We start from the raw sequence: 22,996 nt of genomic DNA on the forward strand, positions 1-22,996 counted from the left end.
ACACGCGCCTAACAAACGTTTGGTGGAAAGGTAGCTGATCTGCTCATGGGTGTCTCCACCTCAGCGCCCGAAGAGGGCATCGCGGTCGTCACCGTGGACTTCCCACCGGTGAACGCCCTGCCGGTGAACGGCTGGTACGAGCTGGCCGCCGCGCTCCGCACCGCCGGGGCAGAGCCGAAGGTCCGCTGCGTCGTCCTCACCGCCGCCGGACGCGGCTTCAACGCCGGCGTGGACATCAAGGAGATGCAGCGCACGCCCGGCCACGACGCGCTCGTCGGCGCCAACCGCGGCTGTTACGAGGCGTTCGCCGCCGTGTACGACTGCGAAGTCCCGGTGGTCGCCGCGGTACAGGGCTTCTGCCTGGGCGGCGGCATCGGCCTGGTCGGCAACGCGGACGCGATCGTGGCGAGCGACGACGCGACGTTCGGCCTGCCGGAGCTGGACCGGGGCGCGCTGGGCGCGGCCACCCATCTCGCCCGGCTGGTCCCACAGCACCTGATGCGGACCTTGTACTACACCTCACGCACCGTCACCGCCGAGGAACTGCACCGGCACGGTTCCGTGTGGCGGGTCGTACCCCGCGACCAACTGCTCGCGTCCGCCCGGGAGTTGGCGGGCGAGATCGCCACCAAGGACGGCGCGCTGCTACGCCTCACCAAGGCCGCGATCAACGGCATCGACCCGGTCGACGTACGCCGCAGCTACCGCTTCGAGCAGGGCTTCACCTTCGAGGCCAACCTCAGCGGCCTCGCCGACCGGCACCGCGACGCGTTCGTGAACAACACCGCCACCACGGAGGGCAGCCAGTGACCGACAAGACCATGACGGCCGACGCGGTCGTCGCCCGGCTGGCCAGCGGCATGACGCTCGGCATCGGCGGCTGGGGCTCGCGCCGCAAGCCGATGGCCCTGGTACGGGCCCTGCTCCGCTCGGACCTCACCGACCTGACCGTGGTGTCCTACGGCGGCCCGGACGTCGGGCTGCTCGCCGCCGCAGGGAAGATCCGCCGGCTCGTCACCGCCTTCGGCACGCTGGACTCCGTCCCGCTGGAGCCGCACTTCTGTGCGGCCCGGCAGCGCGGCGGCCTCCAACTGACCGAGCTGGACGAGGCGATGGTCATGTGGGGGCTGACCGCCGCCGCGCACCGGCTGCCCTTCATGCCGATCCGGGCCGGCCTCGGCTCGGACGTGCTGACCGTCAATCCCGAACTGCGCACGGTCACCTCGCCGTACGAGGACGGGGAGGAGCTGACCGCCGTGCCGGCCCTGCGGCTGGACGCCGCGCTCGTCCACCTCAACCGGGCCGACGCGCAGGGCAACGGCCAGTACCTCGGGCCCGATCCGTACTTCGACGACCTGTTCTGCCAGGCCGCCGACGCCGCGTACGTCTCCTGCGAGCGCGTGGTGGACACCGCCGAGCTGCTCAAGGACCAGGGGCCGCAGTCGCTGCTGGTCAAGCGGGCGTTCGTGACCGGCGTCGTCGAGACGCCGAACGGCGCGCACTTCACCTCCTGCGCGCCCGACTACGGCCGCGACGAGGCGTTCCAACGGGCCTACGTCCGGGCCGCCAAGGACCCGGACGCGTGGCGGGCCTTCGCCGACCGGTTCCTGTCCGGCGACGAGCACAGCTACCAGGCCGCGGTCGCGGCGTTGCACGAGGAGGGCACGACGGCATGAGCAGCGGTACGACGACCACAGCGACCCGCGCCGAGTACTGCGTGGTGGCCTGCGCCGAGGCGTGGCGCGACGCGGGCGAAATCCTGGCCAGCCCCATGGGCACGATCCCCACCATCGGCGCCCGGCTGGCCAAGCTCACCTTCTCCCCCGATCTGCTGCTCACGGACGGCGAGGCCCTGCTGATGGGCGATGTGCCGGCGCTCGGGGCACCGTCCGGGGTGACCGAGGGCTGGCTGCCGTACCGTCAACACCTGGCGCTCGTCGCGAGCGGGCGGCGGCACGTCATGATGGGCGCGAGCCAGATCGACCGGCACGGCAACCAGAACATCAGCTGCATCGGCGCCTGGGCACGACCGAAGCGCCAACTCCTCGGCGTGCGCGGCGCGCCCGTCAACACGCTCAACAATCCGACGAGTTACTGGGTGCCGCGGCATTCGCGCCGGGTGTTCGTCGAGCGCGTCGACATGGTGTCCGGCGTCGGCTACGACCGCGCCGCGGCGGCGGGCCCTGCCGCGACCCGCTACCACCGCATCCCGGAAGTCATCAGCGACCTGGGCGTCTTCGACTTCGAGACGCCGGACCGGACGATGCGGCTGCGGTCGCTGCATCCGGGGGTCACCGTCGACCAGGTACGCGAGGCCACCGGCTTCGCGCCGACCGTCCCCGACGACGTGCCGTGCACCCGCCGGCCCACCGCCGAGGAGCTGCGGCTGATCCGGGACGTGATCGATCCGAAAGGGCTGCGCGAGCGCGAGGTGCCCGCGGCGTGACGGACATCAGCATCGAGACCGCATTGACGAAACTCGTCGGTGTCCGCCACCCCGTCGTGCAGACCGGCATGGGCTGGGTGGCCGGTCCCCGCCTGGTCTCGGCCGCCGCCAACGCGGGCGCGCTGGGGATCCTGGCCTCGGCCACCATGACCGTGGACGGGCTGCGCGCCGCGGTCCGCGAGGTCGCCTCCCGTACGGACGCGCCGTTCGGCGTCAACCTGCGCGCCGACGCGGGCGACGCGGCCGACCGGGTACGGATCATCATCGAGGAAGGCGTACGGGTCGCCTCCTTCGCCCTCGCGCCCTCCCGGGAGCTGATCACCCGGCTCAAGGACGCCGGGGTGGTCGTCATCCCCTCCATCGGGGCCCGGCGGCACGCGGAGAAGGTCGCCGCCTGGGGCGCCGACGCGGTGATCGTGCAGGGCGGCGAGGGCGGCGGCCACACCGGGGAGGTCGCCACGAGCGTGCTGCTGCCGCAGGTCGTGGACGCGGTGGACATCCCGGTCGTGGCGGCCGGCGGGTTCCGCGACGGGCGCGGTCTGGTGGCGGCACTGGCGTACGGCGCCGCCGGCATCGCCATGGGCACCCGCTTCCTGCTCACCTCCGACAGCACCGTTCCCGACCCGGTCAAGGCCCGCTACCTGGCCGCGACCGTCAAGGACATCACCCTCACCACCGCCGTCGACGGGCTCCCCCACCGGATGCTGCGCAGCGAGCTGGTCGACGCGCTGGAACGCTCCGGCCGGGCCGCCGCGCTGCTGCGCGCGGTGCGCCACGCCGCGGCCTTCAAGCGCGAATCCGGGCTGTCCTGGCCGCAGTTGGTCAGGGACGGCCTGGCGATGCGGCACGGCAAGGACATGACGTGGAGTCAGGTGCTGCTGGCCGCCAATACTCCGATGCTGCTCAAGGGGTCGATGGTGGACGGCCGTACGGATCTGGGCGTGATGGCGGCGGGCCAGGTCGCGGGCCTGATCGACGACCTGCCGCCCTGTGCGGAGCTGGTCGCCCGCGTCATGGCGGAGGCCCACGCCACTCTCCGCGGCCTGCCCGCCACGGGCTGACCGACCCGCACGCCCCGCTCGGATACCTTCCCACTCCCCCTGGAGCCGCCCCGATGCGTGCTACCCGCCTCCGCAGAACCGCCGGCGTGGTGCTCTCCGCCCTGGCCCTCGGCTGCCTCCCCGCGTGCACGGCGGCCGACGCCCCACCACGCCCGGCCACCTCCCCCGCCCCCTCGTCGTCGGCCCCCACCGTGCACCGCGTGGCACTGCATGGCGCCGTCAACGTCCGCGACCTCGGCGGCTACCGCACCGCCGACGGCCACCACGTCCGCTACGGCCGGGTCTTCCGGGCCGACGGGCTCGGCAAGCTGGCCCCGGCGGACCGTACGAAGCTCGCCGCGCTGGGCCTCCGTACCGTCGTCGACTTCCGCATCCCGGCCGAGACCGCGCGCGACGGCGCCGACCGGCTCCCCCGCGGCCTCACCCTCGCCTCCCGCCCCGTGGACGACAGCGGACTCAACGACACGACGAACCGGGCCCTCGCCGCCAAGGACCCGGCCACCCAGCGGAAGCTGCTCGGGGGCGGCCGGGCGGCGCGGCTGATGCGCGCCACCTACCGTTCCTTCGTCACCGATCCGGACACCCGCCGCCAATTCGCCGCGACCGTAAGGGACATCGCGGCAGGCAAGGGGACTCGGACTCCCCTGCTCTTCCACTGCACCGCCGGCAAGGACCGCACCGGCTGGCTGAGTTACGTACTGCTGCGTGCCGTCGGCGTGCCGGAGGCCGCCGCGACCCGCGACTTTCTCCGCTCCAACGGCTACCGGGAGCAGGCCGACGACAGGACCCGCGCGGGCCTGAAGAAGGCCGGTCTGATGCAGGACCCGGACCTGCTCACCCCGCTCCTCGAGGTCCGCGAGGACTACCTCCAGGCGGCCCTGGACCAGGTCGAGCAGGACTACGGCAGCCTCGACGGCTATCTCACCGACGGCCTCGGCCTGCACGCGTCGACCCTGGCCGGGCTCCGCGCCCGGCTGGTGAAGTGAAAGGGATACCGGCATGCTCCGACTGGGAATGATGGCACCGTTCACCGACGGCCTGATCACCTCGGGCGGCTTCCTCCGCGACCTGGCGGGCACGCTGGAGGAATGCGGCGTCGAGTCGCTGTGGACGGTCGAGCACGTCGCCGTCGCCGACCGGTACGAACCGCTCTATCCGTACTCCCCCGACGGCCGGATACCGGGCAGTTCCGGGTCCGTCCCCATGCCCGACCCGCTGGAGACCATCGCCTTCCTCGCCGGCGCTTCGGACACCTTGCGCTTCGGCACCGCGATGATCGTCGCCCCGCTGCACAGCCCGGTGGTCCTGGCCAAGCGCGCCGCGACGATCGACCGGCACTCCGACGGCCGGCTGCTGCTGGGCCTGGGCATCGGCTGGCAGAAGGAGGAGTACGCCGCCGTCGGCGTGCCCTACCGGGACCGCGGGCGGCGGCTGGAGGAGTGCGTCGGCGCGATGCGCGCGCTGTGGGGCGGCGGCCCCGCCTCGTACCAGGGGCGGCACATCTCCTTCGAGGGCCTGCACTCGCTGCCGCGGCCCGCGAGCGGCGCTGTGCCCGTGGTGCTCGGCGGGAACAGCGATCCGGCCGTTCGCCGGGCGGGCCGCATCGGCGACGGCTGGTTCCCGTACACGATCGGCCCGGAGGACTTCACACGCCAGGCCGACCTGCTGCGCGAGGCCGCACACCGGGCGGGGCGGCCGGCGGACGCCGTGGAGATCACGGTATGGCCGGGCTCCCGCGACCGCGCACGCGCGTCGGATCCGTCCTGGGTACGCGGCTTCGTCGACGCGGGCGCGACCCGTCTCGTCATCGCACCCCGCATCCGGGGCGCGGACGGCCTGTCGGGCCCCCGTGGACTCGACGCCCTGCGCGACCGGATCGACCGCTACCGCACCGAGGTCCTGGAGAAGCTGTCATGAACGAAGCCGACACGAGCGGGGTTCAGGTGCTCGACCTCGTCGTCCTCCCGGCCGGCGAGGTCGAGCCGTGGCTGCGGCGCTGGCGCACCGACTATCTGCCGGGTGCCCGCGGCCGCGGCATGGTCGCGGAACGCCTCTGGCGCACCTGGACCGGGCCGGAGACGGTGGCGGTCCGGATCCTGTGGTCGGTACGGGACAGCGGCGCGTTCTTCGTTGCGCGCGCGGCGTCCGCCGGGGATGTCCGGGTCGCCGAGTTCTGGGCGCGTACCGATGAGATCGCACTGGACCGCGACCGCCAGGTACTGGAGCCGGTCGCTCTCGATGAAGGCGAAAGGACGGCATCATGACCCGCTGGGTGGCACTGCTCCCGGCCGAAAGAGCCGAGGCGTACAACGAGGTGCGCGGGGTGCCCGGTGTATCGGACGGGTCGGCGGCCTCCGACCTTCCGGGCAGTTTCGGCGGCCGCGGCGCCACCTGGGACGTGACGGCGGACCGGTCTCCCGTCGCCCTCGCCGCCGGACTCGGGCTGCCGGAACCACTCGACACGGTCGCCCTCGCTCCCGTACGCGGCCGGGTCGTCCCCCTCTCCGGCCCGCGCGTCAAACGGACGCTGCTCCTCGCCGTACGCGCCGGGACACCCGGCGGTACCGTCGAGCGGCTGGAGGCGGACCTCCTCGCCATGCCCGGCCATATCTCCACCATCCGCTCCTGGGCGCTGAGCCGCGTGGACCAGGCGCTCACGCCCTCCCGGTGGACGCACGTCTGGGAGCAGGAGTACGCGGACATCGAGGGGCTGACCGGGGAGTATCTCGGCCACCCCTTCCACTGGACCTGCGTGGACCGGTGGTTCGACGGCGAGATTCCGGGCGCCGGGATCGTGGAGCCGCAGCTGGCCCATGTCTTCCGCTGGAGCGCGGAGCCGGTCCTGCTCTCCCGCTGAAGCACTGAAGCACTGAAGCAAGGACTGAAGCGCTGAAGACATGGGCCGCCTGCGTCAGAGGCGCTCGATGATGGTGACGTTGGCCTGGCCGCCGCCCTCGCACATCGTCTGCAGGCCGTAACGGCCACCGGTGCGCTCCAGCTCGTGGAGGAGCGTGGTCATGAGCTTCGTACCGGTGGCCCCCAGCGGATGCCCGAGGGCGATGGCGCCGCCGTTGACGTTGACGCTCGAAGGGTCGGCGCCGGTCTCCTTCAGCCAGGCCAGTACGACCGGCGCGAACGCCTCGTTGATCTCGACCAGGTCGATGTCGTCGATGGTCAGGCCGGTCTTCTTCAGGGCGTGCGCGGTGGCCGGGATCGGCGCGGACAGCATGCGGATGGGGTCCTCACCGCGTACGGAGAGGTGGTGGATACGGGCGCGCGGGGTGAGGCCGTGTTCCCGTACGGCGCGCTCGGAGGCGAGCAGCATCGCCGAGGCGCCGTCGGAGACCTGGGAGGAGACCGCGGCGGTCAGCCGGCCGCCCTCGACCACGGGCTTCAGCGCCGCCATCTTTTCCAGCGAGGTGTCCCGGCGCGGCCCCTCGTCGGCGGCCACGTCCCCGTACGGTACGAGCTCGCGGTCGAAGCGGCCCTCGTCGGCGGCGCGCAGGGCCCGCTGGTGGGAGCGGAGCGCGAACTCCTCCATCGCCTCGCGGGTGATGCCCCACTTCTCGGCGATCAGCTCGGCGCCGTGGAACTGGTTGACGGGCGCGTCGCCGTACCGGGCCCGCCAGCCCTCGCTGCCCGCGTACGGGCCTTCGGTGAGCCCGAGCGGTTCGGCGGCCTGCCGGCTGGCGAAGGCGATCGGGATCATCGACATGTTCTGCGTGCCGGCCGCCACGACCAGGTCCTGGGTGCCGGAGAGCACGCCCTGCGCGGCGAAGTGGACGGCCTGCTGCGAGGAGCCGCACTGCCGGTCGACGGTGACGCCCGGTACTTCCTCGGGGAGCCCGGCCGCCAGCCAGGAGGTGCGGGCGATGTCGCCGGCCTGCGGCCCGACGGTGTCCAGGCAGCCCATCACCACGTCCTCGACGGCCGCCGGGTCGATGCCGGTGCGCCGCATCAGGGCCCCCAGTACATGGGCCCCGAGGTCGGCCGGGTGGACGGCGGCGAGCCCGCCGTTCCGGCGGCCCACGGGGGTGCGTATCGCGTCGACGATGTATGCCTCGGCCATGACGGCTGCTCCTCGGTCGGGTGTCAGGTGCGTACGGCGACGCCGTCCAGGACCATCGAGAGGTACTGGCGGGCGATCTCCTCCGGGCTGTGCTGTCCGCCCGGGCGGTACCAGCTCACCGCGACCCAGACGGTGTCGCGGATGAAGCGGTAGGTGAGCCGGATGTCCAGGTCGGCGCGGAACACGCCGTCGGCCACCCCGCGCTCCAGCGTGCCCAGCCACGCCTTCTCGAACTTCGTCTGCGAGTCGGCCAGGTAGCCGAAGCGCGGCTGGGTGGCGAGGGTCCGGGCCTCCTTCTGGTAGATGGCGACGGCGGCGCGGTGCCGGTCGATCTCCCGGAAGGACTCGGTGACCAGGGCCTCGATGGTCTCCCGGGGGCCGAGGCCGGCGGCGAGCACGGTGTCGTAGCCGGTCCACAGCTCGTCCAGGAAGGTGGCGAGGATCTCGTCCAGCATCGACTCCTTGGAGTCGAAGTGGTAGTAGAGGCTGCCGGCCAGCATCCCCGCGGCGTCCGCGATCTTGCGTACGGTGGTGGCGTTGTAGCCCTGCGCGGCGAACACCTCCGCTGCGGTGTCCAGCAGCTCGCGGCGGCGCTCGGGGGACGGGCTCACGTTGGGTTTCTTCTTGGCGGTTGGCACGGTCCCATTGTCGCCCGGCCGCTCACGCACGCTGGCTGCTGACCGGTACGACCTCGCCGGTCATGTACGACGAGTACGCGCTGGCCAGGAAGACGATCACGTTGGCGACCTCCCAGGGCTCGGCGTACCGCCCGAACGCCTCGCGCGCGGTCAGCTCTTGCAGCAGCTCGTCGGTGGTGACCTTGGCGAGGTGCGGGTGCATGGCCAGGCTCGGCGCCACGGCGTTGACACGGACGCCGTACTCGGCCGCCTCGACCGCCGCGCAGCGGGTCAGCGCCATCACGCCGGCCTTGGCGGCGGCGTAGTGCGCCTGGCCACGCTGGGCGCGCCAGCCGATGACGGAGGCGTTGTTGACGATGACACCGCCGTGGTCGGCTCCGTTGTCCGCTCCCTCGTCCATTCCGTCGCCCGCGGCCTTCATCCGGCGCAGTGCCGCGCGGGTGCAGCGGAAGGTGCCGTTGAGCGTGACGTCGAGGACCCGGTCCCACTGCGCGTCGGTCATGTCGACCAGGTCGGCGGTGCCGCCGAGCCCGGCGTTGTTCACGACGATGTCGAGCCGGCCGTGGCGCTCCTCGGCGAGGTCGAGGAGGGCCGCGACCTGCGCCTCGTCCGTGACGTCGCAGGGCAGGGCCGCGACCCGGTCGGCGCCGAACTCGGCGGCGAGCGCTTCCTCGGACTCCTTGAGCCGGCGGGCGTGCGCGTCGGAGAGGACGACGCGCGCGCCTTCCTCCAGGAGCCGGCGCGCTGTGGCGCCGCCGATGCCGGCGCCGGCCGCGGCGGTGACGACGGCGGTGCGGCCGGCGAGCAGGGAGTGCCCGGGTACGTACGGCGGCGGGGTCACGCGCGGGCCTCCTTGGGCAGGCCGAGCACGCGCTCGGCGATGACGTTGCGCTGGATCTCGTTGGAGCCGGCGTAGAGGGTGTCGGAGCGGGAGAAGAGGAAGAGCCGCTGCCAGTCGGTGAGGTCGTACGGCTCGCCGGCGGCCAGCATGCCGTCGGCGCCGCACACGTCCATGGCGAGTTCGCCCAGCTCTCGGTGCCAGGTGGCCCAGAAGATCTTCCCGATGGACGCCTCGGGGCCGGGCGCGCCGGCCGCGACGCCGTCGAGCATCCGCAGGGCGTTGCAGCGGATGGTCTCAAGTCCGGTCCAGGCGCGGGCGATCCGGTCGCGGATCAGTGGGTCGGCGGCGGCGCCGTTGGCCTTGGCCAGTTCGATGACGGCTGTCAGCTCGCGGCGGAAGCCGACCTGCTGGCCGAGGGTGGAGACGCCGCGCTCGAACCCGAGGGTGGCCATGGCGACGCGCCAGCCGTCCCCCGGAGCGCCGACGATGTTCGCGGCGTCCGTGCGCGCCCCGTCGAAGAACACCTCGTTGAACTCCGAGGTACCGGTGAGCTGGGTGATCGGCCGGACCTCGACGCCGGGCTGGTCCAACGGCACCAGCAGGTAGGAGAGTCCGCTGTGCCGGGTGGAGCCGGGCTCGGTGCGGGCGACGACGAAGCACCAGTCGGACTCGTGCGCGAGCGAGGTCCAGATCTTCTGCCCGGTGATCACCCAGTCCCCGCCGTCCCGCTCGGCCCTGGTCCGTACGTTGGCCAGGTCGGAGCCGGCGTCCGGCTCGCTGTACCCCTGGCACCACAGCTCCTCGACCGAGACGATCTTCGGCAGGAAACGCTCCCGCTGCGCGGGCGTGCCGAAGGCGATGAGGGTGGGGCCGAGCAGCTGCTCGCCGATGTGGCCGACGCGGGCCGGCGCTTCGGCGAGGGCGTACTCCTCGTGGAAGGCGACCTGCTGGGCGAGGGTCGCGCCCCGGCCGCCGTACTCCTCCGGCCAGCCGACGCACGTCCAGCCGGCTTCCGCCATGTGCCGTTCCCAGGCGAGCCGTTCGGCGAACACCTCGTGCTCCCTGCCGGGCCCGCCGCGGCCCCGCAGCCCCGCGAACTCTCCGGTGAGGTGGGCCCGCAGCCAGGCGCGGGCCTCGGTGCGGAACTCCTCGACGCTGCTCATGGCCGTACGTTAACCTACCAAACACTTGTTAGGGAAGCTGGTTTCCCGGAGGAGGAGGGGCACATGTCCGCCGCCCACGACGACGAGCCCGTGCGCTACGCGCGGCAGGGACCGGTCGCGACCGTCACCATGAACCGGCCCGACTACCGCAACGCCCAGAACTCGGCGATGACCTACGCACTGGACCGGGCGTTCTACCGCGCCGCCGAGGACGACGCCGTGAAAGTCGTCGTACTCGCCGGAGCGGGCAAGCACTTCTCCGCCGGGCACGACATCGGCACCCCGGAGCGCGACGCCCATCTGCCGTTCGACCGCAAGGCCGGCCTGTGGTGGGACCACAGCGACAAGGCGGGCGCGGAGAGCCGCTTCGCCCGCGAGTCCGAGGTGTACCTCGGGATGTGCCGCCGGTGGCGCGAGCTGCCCAAGCCGGTGATCGCGAGCGTGCAGGGCGCCTGCGTGGCGGGCGGCCTGATGCTCGCCTGGATCTGCGACCTGATCGTGGCCTCCGAGGACGCCTTCTTCGCCGACCCCGTCGTCCGCATGGGCATCCCCGGCGTCGAGTACTTCGCCCACCCCTGGGTCATGCCGCCCCGGATCGCCAAGGAGTTCCTCTACACCGGTGACCGGATGACGGCGCGGCGCGCGCACGAGATCGGCATGATCAACCGCGTCGTACCACACACGGAACTGGCTGATAAAACAATGGAGTTGGCGTACCGCGTCGCCGAGATGCCGCGGCTGGGGCTCGCCCTCACCAAGCGCGCCGTGAACCAGGCCGAGGACCTGCAGGGCCTGCACACCGGCCTGGACTCCGTCTTCGGCCTGCACCACCTCGCCCACGCGCACAACGCCGAGACCGCACAGGACTCGCTCGGCGGCATGGACGTCCGGGGCATGAAGGAGGCGTCCTCCTGATGGACCTGGACCTCTCCCCCGCCGACGATGCGTTCCGGGCCGAGGCCCGCGCCTGGCTCGCCGCGCATGTGCCCCGCGAGCCGCTGCCCTCCCTGGAGACGGCGGACGGGTTCGCGGCCCACCGGGAATGGGAGCACCAACTGGCCGCCGGGCGCTGGTCGGTGGTCTCCTGGCCCGAGGAGTACGGCGGCCGCGGCGCGTCCCTGCTCCGCTGGCTGCTCTTCGAGGAGGAGTACTACGCGGCCGGGGCGCCCGGCCGGGTCAGCCAGAACGGCATCAACCTGCTCGCCCCGACCCTGTTCGAGCACGGCACACCCGAGCAACTGGCGCGCGTGCTGCCGGACATGGCGAGCGGCCGGACCATCTGGGCCCAGGCGTGGTCCGAGCCGGAAGCGGGCTCCGACCTGGCGTCGCTGCGCTCGACGGCGGTGCGGACGGGTGGGGGTACCTCCCGCTCGAGCGGAGCCGAGAGTGGGGGAGGATGGCTGCTCAGCGGCCAGAAGACCTGGTCCTCCCGGGCCGCCTTCGCCGACCGGGCCTTCGGGCTCTTCCGCAGCGACCCGTCCGGCGCCGCCGAGGGCAAGCCGCACCGGGGACTGACGTACGTGATGTTCCCGCTGGACGCGGACGGGGTGACCGTACGGCCCATCGGGCGGCTCGACGGCAAGCCCGCCTTCGCCGAGATCTTCCTCGACGAGGTGTTCGTGCCGGACGCGGACGTGATCGGAGAGCCGGGGCAGGGCTGGCGGGTGGCGATGAGCACGGCGGGCAACGAGCGCGGGCTGACGCTGCGCAGCCCCGGCCGCTTCCTCGCCGCCGCCGACCGGCTGGTCGCGCTGTGGCGGGAGCGGGCCGACCCGGCCGACACCGCGCTGCGCGACCGGGTGGCCGACGCGGTCATCGGCGCCCGCGCGTACCAGCTCTTCGCGTACGGAAACGTGGCAGGGAAGCCGATGGGCGCCGAGTCGAGCCTGAACAAGGTCTTCTGGTCCGAGTACGACATCGCGCTGCACGAGACGGCGCTCGACCTGCTCGGCCCCTACGGGGAACTGGCGGACACGGCACAGGACGCGCCCGCGCACGGCTCCTGGGCCGAGGGGTACACCTTCTCGCTGGCCGGGCCCGTCTACGCCGGCACCAATGAGATCCAGCGCGACATCATCGCCGAGCGGCTGCTCGGTCTGCCGAAAGGACGCCGGTGATGCGGTTCCTCCTCGACGACACACAGCGGGAGTTCGCCCGCTCCCTGGACGCCCTGCTCACGGCGGCCGACGCGCCCGCGGTGAGCCGGGCCTGGGCGGCCGGGGACACCGGTCCCGGCCGCCGACTGTGGACCCGCCTCGCCGAACTGGGCGTCTTCACCCTCGCCGTACCGGAGGCGTACGAGGGCGTGGGCCCGCTGCCGGTCGAACTCATCGTTGCTTTCACGGAGTTGGGGCGCCACGCGATGCCGGGCCCGGTGGTGGAGACGGTGGCGGCCGCGGCCTTCCTGGACCGGCTGGGCGATGAGGCAGCGGCCACGGAATGGCTGCCCGGCATCGCCTCGGGCAAGACGGTCGCGTCCTTCTGCGTGGACACCGGCGGGAGCCCGTACGCGCTGGACGCAGCGGTCGCCGACGCAGTCCTCGTCGTCGACGGGGACACCGTACGGCTGGCGGAATCGGCCGGCCCCGTGCAGCCCTCCGCCGACCCGGCGCGCCGCCTGGCCCGGCCGCTCGGCGGGACGGTACTGGCACGGGAGCCACGGGTGAGCGCGGCCGCCGCGCACGCCACCGATGTCGCGGCGCTGGCCACGGCGGCGCAGGCGCTGGGGCTGGGCCGCGCGCTGCTGGCGCACACCGTGGACCACGTCCGGCAGCGGACCCAGTTCGGGGTGCCCATCGGCTCCTTCCAGGCGGTCAAACACCGGCTGGCCGACACCCTCATCGGCCTGGAGTTCGCGCAGCCGCTGGTGCACGCGGCGGCGCTGGGCCTGGCCGCAGGCGATCAGGCGGGCGAACCGGCGGACGTGCCGGTGAACGCGGCGGCGGACGTGCCGGCGGCGAAGGTGGCCGCCTGCGAGGCCGCGTACGCCGCGGCCCGCACCGCCCTCCAACTGCACGGCGCCCTCGGTTACACCGACGAGCTGGATCTCTCGCTGTGGATACGCAAGGCCCGCGCGCTGCGGTCGGCGTGGGGCACCCCGGCGGCCTGCCGCGCCCGGGTACTGGAGGCCGCCGTGCACAAGGAAGGGGCCGGGGCATGAGGGAGCTGACGCCGACGGCGGAGCAGGAGGAACTGCGGTCCGCCGTACGGGCGGTGCTCACGCGGCACGAGGGCGCGGCGGCCTGGCGGCCGCTGACGGAGCAGATCGGCGTCGCGGGGCTCGCGGTGCCCGAGGAGTACGGCGGCGCGGGCTGCGGGGCACGTGAAGTACACGTCGTCATGGAGGAGTTGGGGCGTGCGCTGAGCCCCGTACCGTTCCTCGGCTCTGCCGTGCTCACGGTGCAGGCGCTGCTGGCATCGGGCGACGCGGGCGCGTGCAAGGCGCTGCTGCCGCGGCTGGCCGAAGGACGGGCCGTCGGCACACTGGCGTGGGCCGAAGGCGGGTCCTGGGACCCGGCGGCGGTCCGGGCCGAGGCCGCCCCGGGAGCGAGCGGGGCGTGGCGGCTCACCGGGACCAAGGAGTACGTACTGGACGGGGCGGCGGCCGAGGTGCTGCTCGTGGCGGCACATACCGGAGCCGGGGTGTCGCTCTTCGAAGTGGCGGTGGACGGCACGGGCGTGCGCCGCGAGGCGGCGGTGACGATGGATCAGACGCGGGCGCTGGCGCGCGTGGTTCTCGACAGCGCGGACGGGCGGCTGATCGGCGCGGACGGCGACGGCGGCCGGGTGCTGGGGCGGGTGCTGAGCCTGGCCTGTGCGGCGCTGGCCGCCGAGCAGGTCGGCGCGGCCGAGCGGTGCCTCGAACTCACCGTCGCGCACGCCAAGGACCGCGTCCAGTTCGGCCGCCCCATCGGCTCCTTCCAGGCGGTCAAGCACCGGCTGGCGGACGCGTACGTCCTGGTGGAGTCGGCCCGGTCGGCGGCGCTGGGAGCGGCGTTCGCGGCGGCGGCCGACGGGCCGAAGAAGGTGGACACAGCGGAGGCGTGCCGGGCCGCGGCCGTCGCCAAGTCGGTCTGCTCGGAGGCGTTCTCGGCGGTGGCGGGCGAGATGATCCAGCTGCACGGCGGGATCGGCATCACCTGGGAGCACGACGCACACCGGTACTTCAAGCGCGCGCACGGCACGGCCCGGCTCTTCGGCCCGCCGGCCTGGCACCGGGCGCGACTGGCGGCGGACCTGGGGCTGACAACCGCCGTCTAGCCCCCGGCCGGCCGGCCGCCGTCCTGCCGTTCTTCCAGCTCCGCCAGTTCCGCCAGCATCTCGGCGGCCCGGTCGCGCTCCGCCGCGTAGTACCGCTCCGCCCACTTGAGAGTGAGCTCCGTGTAGGCCCACGCGTCCTCGGCGGCGGCGCCCTCGGCGTCCGCCGCGGCCCGCCGCCGCATGGTCTCGGCGTACTCCTGGTGCGTGCCGAGCACGTCGCGCATCCGCTCCGGGCCCATCAGGTGGCCGAGCCACAGCCGCAGCATGACGCCGTGTTTCAGTACCGGCGGCTCGACCGGCGCCTCCCGCGCCCAGGCGCGGACCGCGGCCGTGCCCGCCTCGGTGATCCGGTACACGCGCTTGCCCCGCCCGCCGGTCTCCGGCGTGACCATCCGCGAGGCGGCGTAACCGGCCTTCTCCAGCCGCTTGAGCTCACCGTAGATCTGGCTGAACGACGGGCTCCAGTAGAAGAAGCCCAGCGACCAGTCCGCCCATTTCTTCAGGTCGTAACCGGACAGCTCGGTACCGAAGGAGAGCAGCCCGAGCACCGCCCAGCCGGTCGCGGGAAGCCCCGGCCCCCGGCCGCCGCCACCGGCACCGCCGGCTTCCGTGCCGCTCGTTTCGTCTTCCGCCACCACCGCAGTCTAGGGAGTCGCGGCGCCGCTTCTCCCACTGGACGGGACTTCGCCGTAGCCACCGCGGACGGCGGACCGGTGTGATGGCCCGCGGGACACGGCAGCGGAGCAGGAGGGCGTGATCGTGATCAGCATGGACAGCCGCGAGGGCGGCGAGCCGGGCGCGCACGGACCCGTCACGGTCGCGCAGTTGGCGGATTCGGCCGCGGCCGCGTTCGGGGAGGCGGAGGCGCTGGCCGACGGCGAGGTGCGGTGGAGCTTCGCGCGGCTGCGGGACGAGGTGCACGCGGCGGCGCGGGCGGCCGTCGCGCACGGCGTGGCGCCCGGCGACCGGGTGGCCGTCTGGGCGCCGAACAGCCGGCAGTGGATCGCGGCGGCGCTCGGCGCGGTCTCGGTCGGCGCCGTCCTGGTACCGGTGAACACCCGCTACACGGCAGCCGAGGCCGCCGACATCATCCGGCGCAGCGGTGCCCGGCTGCTGTTCACCGAGCGCGGTTTCCTCGGCAAGGACTACGTGGCGATGCTGCACGGCTCGGGGGCCGACCTCGGCCTGCTGCGCGGCACGGTGGTCCTGCGCGAGGCCGCCGCTTCGTCCGGGGACGCACCGGGCGGCACGTCGTACGGGGACGCGCCCGGCGCCACCTCGTACGGCGCGGTCTCCTGGGACGCCTATCTGGCGGCGGGTGCGGCCGTGTCCGACGCCGAGCGGGCGGCCCGTACCGCCGCCGTACGCCCCGACGACCTCTCCGACATCCTCTACACCTCCGGCACCACGGGCCGCCCCAAGGGCGTGATGGTCACGCACGGGCAGACCATCCGCGTCTTCGAGAGCTGGTCCCGCGTGGTCACGCTGCGCCCCGGCGACCGCTATCTCCTCGTCAACCCCTTCTTCCACACCATGGGGTACAAGGCGGGGGTGCTCGGCTGTCTGCTGCGCGGTGTGACGATGCTGCCCGAGCCGGTCTTCGACACCGGGCTGATGCTGCGTCGGATGGCCGAGGAGCGGGTGAGCGTGCTGCTCGGGCCGCCGACCGTCTTCCACGGCATCGTCCGCCACCCCGGGCGCGAGCGGTACGACCTGTCGGCGCTGCGGCTGGCCGGCACCGGCGCCGCCATGATCCCCACGGCGCTGATCGAGGAGATCCGCCGGGAGCTCGGCGCGACGGACGTCTTCACCGCGTACGGGCTCAGCGAGTCGACCGGGGTGGCCGCCATCTGCCCCGTCGACGCGGACGCCGCGACGGTCGCCCGCACGGTCGGCGTCGCGCTCCCCGGCACCGAGCTGCGGATCGTCGGCCCGGGCGGGCGCGAGCTGCCGCCCGGCCGGCCCGGCGAAGTGGTCACGCGCGGCTATCACGTCATGGCCGGCTACCTCGACGACCCGGAGGCCACCGCGCGCGCCGTGGACGAGGAGGGCTGGCTGCACACCGGTGACGTCGGCGTACTGGACGAGCGCGGCTACCTGTCCCTCACCGACCGGCTCAAGGACATGTACGTGGTGGGCGGCTTCAACGCGTATCCGGCGGAGGTGGAGCACGCACTCGGCGGGCACCCCGGCATCGCCGAGGTCGCCGTCGTCGGGGCGCCGGACGAGCGGCTCGGCGAGGTGGGCGTGGCCTTCATCGTCCCGGAGCCGGCCACCGACGGGCCCGGCGACGGGCTGACCGACGCGCTGACGCCGGACGCGCTCACCGCCTGGGCCCGGGAACGGCTCGCCAACTTCAAGGTGCCGCGCCGCTTCCATCTCGTACCGGAACTGCCGCGCAACGCCGGCGGCAAGGTCCTCAAGACGGAACTGCGCCGCACGGCCCGCGACGGCCTGCCCTCCCCGACGACGGACTGACGCCCTCGCCCTCCCCGGCCGGCTGGCGACCCGACCGGCTGACGCCGCGGCCGACGGACGCCGGGCCGCTCTTCCGACCGGCCGACGCCGCGACCGCTCACCCGTACGAGCGGTCCTATACTCACGCCCGTGACCGACTCGACCGCGCCCTTCGACCCCGCTGAATTGCCGCCCACCAGCTGGGCGGTGCTCGGGCTGCTCTCCTTCGGGTCCGAGCTGTCCGGCTACGACCTGAAGAAATGGGCCGATTCGAGCCTGCAGTTCTTCTACTGGAGCCCGTCTGCCAGCCAGGTCTACGGCGAGCTGAAGCGGCTGGAGAAGCACGGTTACGTCACGTCGCGGACGGTCGTCCAGGACGACGGCGTCCGCGGCAAGCGCATGTACAGCATCACGCCGAGCGGCAAGGAGGCCGCCGCCCGGTGGGTCAGCGAGGCGCCGGTCGAGCCGCCGGTCCTCAAGCACGGCGTCATGCTGCGGCTGTGGCTCGGCCATCTGACCGAGCCCGACGAGCTGCGGGCCATCCTCGAACAGCACCGCGCGTACGCGGAGAAGATGACCCGCCGTGCGCGCGCCACGGCCGAGGGCTCGGCCAAGGAGCCCTCCTGGGCGTACACGGAGCTGGTGCTGCGGTGGTCGGAGAAGTACTACGCGGCGGAGCGGGAGTTCGCCGAGTCGGCGCTGCGGGACCTGGACGAGGTGGCCGCGACGGTACGCGCCGCCGAGCCGCCCGTCTCCTCCCCCGAGCATTGACATTCCGATCAGGCCCACCTCTAATCAGTACTCCCGGCCGATAGTCCTAATCGAAATAGTTCTGGTCGGCGGAGACACGACGAGGTGAGCCCGCGTATGCCGTTGGACCCCGTAGCGAAGACCATCATCGAGCTGACCGAGGCGCACTTCCCGCGGCTGGGCACCGAGGTACTCGACGCGGCCGAGGCGCGCCGCATCATCCTCGCGGCGCAGCCGACCCACGCGGCGCCCCCGGTGCCGGTGGCCCGGGTCGAGGACCGGCGAGTGCCGGGGCCGGCCGGCGCCCCCGAGGTACCGGTGCGCCTGTACTGGCCCGAGGCGGACACCGACGGCGGGCTGCCCGTGGTGGTGTTCTGCCACGGCGGCGGCTTCGTGATCTGCGACCTGGACTCGCACGACGGCATCTGCCGGGACCTGGCCAACGCGACGGGCGCGCTCGTCGTCTCCGTCGACTACCGGCGGGCGCCCGAGCACCGGTTCCCCGCCGCCGCCGAGGACGCCTACGCGGTCCTGTGCTGGGCCGCCGCGCACGCCGCGGAGGAGGGCGGCGACCCGGCCCGCATCGCGGTGGCCGGCGACAGCGCAGGCGGCAATCTCGCCGCGGTGCTCCCGCTGATGGCGCGGGACCGGGGCGGCCCGATGCCGCTCTTCCAGCTGCTGATCTACCCGATGCTCGACCCCGCCCGGGACACTCCCTCGTACCAGGAGAACGCCCAGGGGTACTTCGTCACCGCCGACCATCTGCGCTGGTACTGGGAGCAGTACCTCGGCGCGGACGGCGACAGCGGCGGTGACGGCGAGGTGCACCCCTACGCCTCGCCGCTCGCCGCGGCCGACCTGTCCGGGCTGCCGCCGGCCCACATCCTGACCGCGGAGTACGACCCGCTGCGCGACGAGGGCGAGGCGTACGGCCGGCGGCTGCGGGAGGCCGGCGTCGCGGTGGACGTGCGGCGCTACGACGGGGTCTTCCACGGGTTCTTCGGGATGCCGGGCCAGCTGTCCGCCGCCGCCGAGGCGAACGAGGCGGCCCACGCCGCGCTGCGCACCGCCCTCAACGCCAGTTCCTGACGCACAGTTCCCGGACACCCAGTTCCTGACGCACCGTCAGGCGCGCATCTCCGGAGCCTGCGCCTTCAGGGCCGCGAGCAGCAGGTCGACGGTGTGCTCGACGGCCGGGCCGGCCATCGTCGGGAGGTGGTCCCGGACCGCGTGCAGGTTCGGGAAGGCGTCGGCGGGCAGCTGCGCGTACGCCTCGCTCCACGCCTGTTCGTCGCCGGCTCGCTGGTCGGCGGGGAGGCGCAGCACCGCCGCGTCCAGCGCCGCGTGGCCGAGGACGGTGTCGACGAAGGCGTGGTAGTGGCGCACGGCGGTGGCGTCGTCGAAGCCGGCCCGGCGCAGCAGGCCGACGCCCGTCTCCACCGCGCGCTGTTCGTGGACGCGGCGGGTGACGCGGTAGGAGCTGAGTACGGCGACGCGCGGGTGGCGCAGCGCCGCGCGGTAGGCGCGCAGGGCGAAGTCCCGCAGCGCCGCCGCCCAGTCGTCGTGCTCCTCCGGCCGGAAGCCGTCGAGCGCCTCGCCGATGAGCCGGTCGCCCAGCGCGAGCAGCAGGTCCTCGGCGCCGCGGTAGTAGCGGTAGACCGCGCTGGGGTCGGCGCCGAGCGCGGTGCCGAGCTTGCGGATGGTGAGGGCCTCGGCGCCGTGCTCGTCGAGGAGTTCCAGCGCCGCCTCCAGGATCATCTCCGCCGACAGGACCACGCCGCTCTTGGTGGGGCGTCGTCGCCTGCGTTCCGCGGTGACGCGGTCGGGTGGTGCCACGGTCGGCCCTTCGGTCGTCGGTTGCGGGCGGTCGGGTGGCGCCCGGGGGCGCGGCCCGGCCGCCGGTGCCCGGGCCAGTCAATCACCACCTTACGTCAACACCATTGACATAGAACCGACGGCGGCGGTTTCATCGGCGCACGCCGGTCCGCCACGGCGCCCCTCTCCCTGCTCCAGGAGCGTGCCCCATGCCCCCTGCCGTGCCGTCCGCTCCGCCGGGCCCCCGTATGCGCCGTTCGCTCGGCGTCAAGGACGGCGTGGCCATCGCCGCCTCCAGTACCGCGGCGACCACCAGCATCGGCATCGGGATGGGCACCCTCGCGGTGTACGCGGGCCGCCAGACGCCCGCCCTGCTGGTACTGGCGTTCCTGCCGATCCTCGGCATCGCCCTCGCGTACTCCCGACTCAACCGCTCCGAACCCAACTGCGGCAACGGCTACACCTGGGTGGGCCGCTCCATCGGCCCCTGGCCGGGCTTCCTCACCGGCTGGGTGGTGCTGGTCGGCAACGTCGTCTTCATGGCGTACACCGGCGCCGTCACCGGCTCGGTGATCCTGCAGTTCCTCAACAAGCTGGGCGCACGTTCCGCTTTCGGCCTCCCGCTGGACCCGAACTCCACCGCGACCAGCACGGTCATCGGGCTGGTCGCGCTGGTGGCCGTGACCGTCACCGCGGTCACCGGCGTCCGCTCCGCCACCCGCCTCCAACTCGGGCTGCTGATCTTCGAGTACGCCGTACTGCTCGCCTTCTGCGCCTGGGGCCTGGCCGTCGGCGACCAGCCCTTCTCCTTCTCCTGGCTCAATCCCTTCGAGATGGGTTCGACGACCTCACTCGTCCAGGGTTTGATCCTCGCGGTCTTCATCTACTGGGGCTGGGACGCGGCGTTCACCGTGAACGAGGAGACGAAGAGCGCCGGGGACGCCGCACGCGGCGGACTCATCGCGCTCACCGTCATGCTGGCGCTGTTCGTCTTCGCCGCCGTCTCCTTCCAGCGCGTGATGGGCAACGGGGAGCTGGTGCGCAACGGCCCGCAGGCGCTCACCTTCCTCGGCGCGCACCTCGCGCCCGAGCCGTGGGCGTCCCTGCCGCTGGCCGCCCTGATGTGCTCCGCCTTCGCCTCCCTGCAGGCCGCCGTCATCCCCACGGCCCGGGCCGCGCTCGCCATGGGCCGCGACCGCACCCTCGGCAGCGCCTGGACGCGGGTCAGCCCCCGCTTCGGCACACCCGCCGTCGGTACGGTGGTCATCATGGCCATCGTCGCGGCCGTCGCCGTACTCGCCCTCGGCATCCCCAAGCTCAACGAGATGATCCTCGCCGCCGTCAACTCGATCGGCCTGATCGTCGCTCTCTACTACGGCCTGACCGCCCTGGCCTGCGCGCTGCGCTTCCGCGCCGACCTGCGCGCCGGGGCCCGCGCCGCGCTGACCGGCGTCGTGATCCCCGCGCTCAGCGGACTGGTCCTCTTCGGGCTCGGCGGCTACCTCGCGGTCCACTACGCGACCATGAGCGACCACTTCGAGGCGACACCGGACAACGGCTGGTTCATGCTGCTCGTTCCCGTACTGATCGTGGCGTCCGGGCTGGTGGTCGCGGCACGCGCCAAGTGGGGGCGGCGCTCGCCGTACTTCGTCACGGGACGCGGCACGGACGCGGAGGCGATCACCCTGCCGGCGGACGCCGGGGGCGACCCGGCCACCGCACCGTCCGGCCCCGCCCGCGGCTGAGCGCGCCGACCCCCTCACGTACGTACAACTCCCCCGCCCTCGTTATCTCTTTTTCAGGAGCCCGGTCATGTCCTCCTCGCATCACCCCGCCGACCTCGTCTTCACCGGTGGCCCCGTCCACACCGTGGATCCGGCCCGCAGCCGCGCCACCGCCCTCGCCGTGCGCGGTGAGCGCATCGTCGCCGTCGGGCACGACGAGGTGCACGACCTGATCGGTCCGCGCACCGAGGTCGTCGACCTGCGCGGCCGGCTGCTCGTGCCCGGCTTCCAGGACGCGCACGTCCACCCGGTGGGCGGCGGCGTCGAGCTGGGGCAGTGCGACCTGACCGGCGCGGTCACCGCGGCGGAGTACCGCGAGCGCATCCGCGCGTACGCCGACGCCCACCCCGAGGCGGAGTGGATCACCGGGGGCGGCTGGTCGATGGAGGCGTTCCCCGGCGGCACGCCCACCCGCCAGTTCCTCGACGCGCTCGTACCCGACCGCCCCGTGTACCTCGTCAACCGCGATCACCACGGCGGCTGGGCCAACACCCGCGCCCTCGAACGCGCCGGCATCGATGCCCGTACGCCCGACCCCGCCGACGGCCGGCTGGAGCGCGAGGCCGACGGGCACCCCACCGGGATGCTCCAGGAAGGCGCCATGACGCTGGTCGCCGCCGCCGTCCCGGAGCCGACCCTCGCCACCCTCACCGAAGGGCTGCTGCGCGCCCAGGCACTCCTCCACTCGTACGGCATCACCGCCTGGCAGGACGCGCTGCTCGGCGACCACGCCGGGATGGCCGACCCCTCCCCCGCCTACGCGGCCGCCGTCCGCGCCGGACAGCTGACCGCGCGAGTCACCGGATCACTGTGGTGGGACCGGGCCCGCGGCACCGAACAGCTCCCCGAACTCCTTGCCCGTCGGGAGGAGTTGACGGCCGGACGGCTGCGCGCCACGACCGTGAAGATCATGCAGGACGGCATCGCCGAGAACCACACGGCCGCCCTCCTCCACCCCTACCTCACTGCCTGCGGCTGCGCCTCCGACAACAGCGGCATCTCCTTCATCGAGCCCGAGGCGCTGCGCCATTACGTCACGGAACTGGACGCGCACGGCTTCCAGGTCCACTTCCACGCGCTCGGCGACCGGGCCGTCCGCGAGTCGCTCGACGCGGTCGAGGCCGCGCGGCAGGCCAACGGCTGGACCGATCACCGCCCGCACCTCGCCCACCTCCAGATCGTCCACCCCGACGACGTCCCGCGCTTCCGCCGCCTCGGCGCCACCGCCAACATCCAGGCGCTGTGGGCCTCTCACGAGCCGCAGATGGACGACCTCACCATTCCGTTCCTCGGCGCCGAACGGACCGCCCATCAGTACCCCTTCGGCGACCTGCTCCGCTCCGGCGCCACGCTCGCCGCCGGCAGCGACTGGCCCGTCAGCAGCCCCGACCCGATGGCCGCGCTGCACACCGCCGTTCACCGCCGCCAGCCCGAGGCCGCCGCCGACTCCCCCGCCTTCCTCCCCGAGCAGCGCCTCGACCTCGGCGCGGCCCTTGCGGCGTACACCGCCGGCAGCGCGTACGTGAACCACCTCGACGACACCGGCACCCTGCGCGCCGGCAACCTGGCCGACCTCGCCGTCCTCGACCGCGACCCCTTCGAGGACCCGACCGGCGACATCGCGGCGACCCGCGTCCTGCAGACCTACGTCGGCGGCGTACGCGTACACGCCACCGACGACGCGTAAGCGCCCGCGCCCGAAGCCCTGGTGA

The 22,996-nt window shown here is 73.3% G+C and carries 23 protein-coding genes; 17 read left to right on the plus strand and 6 right to left on the minus strand.

The window, feature by feature from the left end; genetic code table 11:
• Window positions 1-45: 45 nt before the first annotated feature.
• The 8 genes from ACZ4MH_RS30555 to ACZ4MH_RS30590 are packed head-to-tail and all read left to right on the plus strand — an operon-like array spanning window position 46 to window position 6,364.
• The gene (locus ACZ4MH_RS30555; RefSeq protein ID WP_467754794.1) at window positions 46-810 is read left to right on the plus strand and encodes an enoyl-CoA hydratase family protein; all 765 of its coding nucleotides are present in this window, start codon (window positions 46-48) and stop codon (window positions 808-810) included.
• A complete protein-coding gene (locus ACZ4MH_RS30560; protein WP_351593396.1) occupies window positions 807-1,676 on the plus strand; it encodes a CoA transferase subunit A in 870 nt (289 codons plus the stop codon). The genes ACZ4MH_RS30555 and ACZ4MH_RS30560 overlap by 4 nt, the downstream gene beginning before the upstream one ends.
• Window positions 1,673-2,446: a CoA-transferase subunit beta gene (locus ACZ4MH_RS30565; protein ID WP_351593399.1), complete on the plus strand. Its 774-nt coding sequence runs from the start codon at window positions 1,673-1,675 to the stop codon at window positions 2,444-2,446. Before ACZ4MH_RS30560 ends, ACZ4MH_RS30565 begins: the two co-directional genes overlap by 4 nt.
• A gap of 11 nt (window positions 2,447-2,457) precedes the next feature.
• Window positions 2,458-3,507 carry an NAD(P)H-dependent flavin oxidoreductase gene (locus ACZ4MH_RS30570; RefSeq protein ID WP_351593422.1) on the plus strand — a complete coding sequence of 350 codons (1,050 nt, stop codon included), beginning with the start codon at window positions 2,458-2,460 and terminating at the stop codon, window positions 3,505-3,507.
• Window positions 3,508-3,560: 53 nt separating this feature from the next.
• Window positions 3,561-4,493, plus strand: a complete 933-nt coding sequence (locus ACZ4MH_RS30575; protein ID WP_351593402.1) for a tyrosine-protein phosphatase — start codon at window positions 3,561-3,563, stop codon at window positions 4,491-4,493.
• A 13-nt stretch (window positions 4,494-4,506) separates the two neighbouring features.
• Window positions 4,507-5,424, plus strand: a complete 918-nt coding sequence (locus tag ACZ4MH_RS30580; RefSeq protein ID WP_351593405.1) for a TIGR03619 family F420-dependent LLM class oxidoreductase — start codon at window positions 4,507-4,509, stop codon at window positions 5,422-5,424.
• Window positions 5,421-5,771, plus strand: a complete 351-nt coding sequence (locus ACZ4MH_RS30585; RefSeq protein ID WP_351593408.1) for a hypothetical protein — start codon at window positions 5,421-5,423, stop codon at window positions 5,769-5,771. The genes ACZ4MH_RS30580 and ACZ4MH_RS30585 overlap by 4 nt, the downstream gene beginning before the upstream one ends.
• Window positions 5,768-6,364: a Dabb family protein gene (locus tag ACZ4MH_RS30590; RefSeq protein ID WP_351593410.1), complete on the plus strand. Its 597-nt coding sequence runs from the start codon at window positions 5,768-5,770 to the stop codon at window positions 6,362-6,364. The genes ACZ4MH_RS30585 and ACZ4MH_RS30590 overlap by 4 nt, the downstream gene beginning before the upstream one ends.
• A 54-nt stretch (window positions 6,365-6,418) precedes the next feature.
• Here ACZ4MH_RS30590 and ACZ4MH_RS30595 read toward each other — a convergent pair whose 3' ends face one another.
• From ACZ4MH_RS30595 to ACZ4MH_RS30610, 4 genes are read right to left on the minus strand one after another with little or no spacing between them, the layout of a single operon-like run.
• The gene (locus ACZ4MH_RS30595; RefSeq protein ID WP_351593413.1) at window positions 6,419-7,576 is read right to left on the minus strand and encodes an acetyl-CoA C-acetyltransferase; all 1,158 of its coding nucleotides are present in this window, start codon (window positions 7,574-7,576) and stop codon (window positions 6,419-6,421) included.
• A gap of 23 nt (window positions 7,577-7,599) precedes the next feature.
• Window positions 7,600-8,214: a TetR/AcrR family transcriptional regulator gene (locus ACZ4MH_RS30600; RefSeq protein WP_351593416.1), complete on the minus strand. Its 615-nt coding sequence runs from the start codon at window positions 8,212-8,214 to the stop codon at window positions 7,600-7,602.
• A 22-nt stretch (window positions 8,215-8,236) separates the two neighbouring features.
• Entirely contained in the window at window positions 8,237-9,055 is an 819-nt protein-coding gene (locus tag ACZ4MH_RS30605; protein ID WP_467754795.1) for an SDR family oxidoreductase, read from the minus strand.
• Entirely contained in the window at window positions 9,052-10,218 is a 1,167-nt protein-coding gene (locus ACZ4MH_RS30610; RefSeq protein WP_351598810.1) for an acyl-CoA dehydrogenase family protein, read from the minus strand. The genes ACZ4MH_RS30605 and ACZ4MH_RS30610 overlap by 4 nt, the downstream gene beginning before the upstream one ends.
• Window positions 10,219-10,281: 63 nt before the next feature.
• Here ACZ4MH_RS30610 and ACZ4MH_RS30615 point away from each other — a divergent pair, with 63 nt between their 5' ends.
• Genes ACZ4MH_RS30615 through ACZ4MH_RS30630 form a run of 4 tightly spaced genes read left to right on the plus strand, consistent with a single transcriptional unit; the run spans window position 10,282 to window position 14,478 of the window.
• On the plus strand, window positions 10,282-11,133 hold the full coding sequence (locus ACZ4MH_RS30615; RefSeq protein WP_351598808.1) for an enoyl-CoA hydratase: 852 nt from the start codon (window positions 10,282-10,284) through the stop codon (window positions 11,131-11,133).
• Window positions 11,133-12,335, plus strand: a complete 1,203-nt coding sequence (locus tag ACZ4MH_RS30620) for an acyl-CoA dehydrogenase family protein (RefSeq protein ID WP_351598806.1) — start codon at window positions 11,133-11,135, stop codon at window positions 12,333-12,335. Before ACZ4MH_RS30615 ends, ACZ4MH_RS30620 begins: the two co-directional genes overlap by 1 nt.
• Window positions 12,335-13,378 (plus strand): acyl-CoA dehydrogenase family protein, encoded by a 1,044-nt coding sequence (locus ACZ4MH_RS30625; protein WP_351598804.1) that lies wholly within the window; start codon window positions 12,335-12,337, stop codon window positions 13,376-13,378. Before ACZ4MH_RS30620 ends, ACZ4MH_RS30625 begins: the two co-directional genes overlap by 1 nt.
• Window positions 13,379-13,383: 5 nt before the next feature.
• Window positions 13,384-14,478, plus strand: coding sequence for an acyl-CoA dehydrogenase family protein (locus ACZ4MH_RS30630; protein WP_351598818.1), 1,095 nt, complete (start codon window positions 13,384-13,386; stop codon window positions 14,476-14,478).
• Here ACZ4MH_RS30630 and ACZ4MH_RS30635 read toward each other — a convergent pair.
• On the minus strand, window positions 14,475-15,113 hold the full coding sequence (locus ACZ4MH_RS30635) for a PadR family transcriptional regulator (RefSeq protein WP_467754796.1): 639 nt from the start codon (window positions 15,111-15,113) through the stop codon (window positions 14,475-14,477). The two genes, ACZ4MH_RS30630 and ACZ4MH_RS30635, sit on opposite strands and share 4 nt — an antisense overlap.
• A gap of 133 nt (window positions 15,114-15,246) precedes the next feature.
• Between ACZ4MH_RS30635 and ACZ4MH_RS30640 the strand changes: the two genes are divergently transcribed.
• The 3 genes from ACZ4MH_RS30640 (at window position 15,247) to ACZ4MH_RS30650 (ending at window position 18,774) form a co-directional block, all read left to right on the plus strand.
• The gene (locus ACZ4MH_RS30640; RefSeq protein WP_351598814.1) at window positions 15,247-16,956 is read left to right on the plus strand and encodes a FadD3 family acyl-CoA ligase; all 1,710 of its coding nucleotides are present in this window, start codon (window positions 15,247-15,249) and stop codon (window positions 16,954-16,956) included.
• A 129-nt stretch (window positions 16,957-17,085) separates the two neighbouring features.
• Window positions 17,086-17,706: a PadR family transcriptional regulator gene (locus ACZ4MH_RS30645; protein WP_351598802.1), complete on the plus strand. Its 621-nt coding sequence runs from the start codon at window positions 17,086-17,088 to the stop codon at window positions 17,704-17,706.
• 96 nt (window positions 17,707-17,802) lie between these two features.
• Entirely contained in the window at window positions 17,803-18,774 is a 972-nt protein-coding gene (locus tag ACZ4MH_RS30650; protein ID WP_351598800.1) for an alpha/beta hydrolase, read from the plus strand.
• Between the two features lie 36 nt (window positions 18,775-18,810).
• Here the strand turns inward: ACZ4MH_RS30650 and ACZ4MH_RS30655 are convergent, their stop codons facing one another.
• Complete coding sequence (locus ACZ4MH_RS30655; RefSeq protein ID WP_351598798.1) at window positions 18,811-19,521, minus strand: TetR/AcrR family transcriptional regulator; 711 nt, start codon at window positions 19,519-19,521, stop codon at window positions 18,811-18,813.
• 188 nt (window positions 19,522-19,709) lie between these two features.
• On the opposite strand from ACZ4MH_RS30655, the gene ACZ4MH_RS30660 reads away from it, so the two are divergent.
• Together ACZ4MH_RS30660 and ACZ4MH_RS30665 are read left to right on the plus strand one after the other, a co-directional pair.
• Window positions 19,710-21,245, plus strand: coding sequence for an APC family permease (locus tag ACZ4MH_RS30660; RefSeq protein ID WP_351598796.1), 1,536 nt, complete (start codon window positions 19,710-19,712; stop codon window positions 21,243-21,245).
• Between the two features lie 67 nt (window positions 21,246-21,312).
• Window positions 21,313-22,971: an amidohydrolase gene (locus ACZ4MH_RS30665; RefSeq protein WP_351598794.1), complete on the plus strand. Its 1,659-nt coding sequence runs from the start codon at window positions 21,313-21,315 to the stop codon at window positions 22,969-22,971.
• Window positions 22,972-22,996 lie beyond the last annotated feature (25 nt).

It is taken from the genome of Streptomyces sp. NPDC026301 (assembly GCF_055567935.1).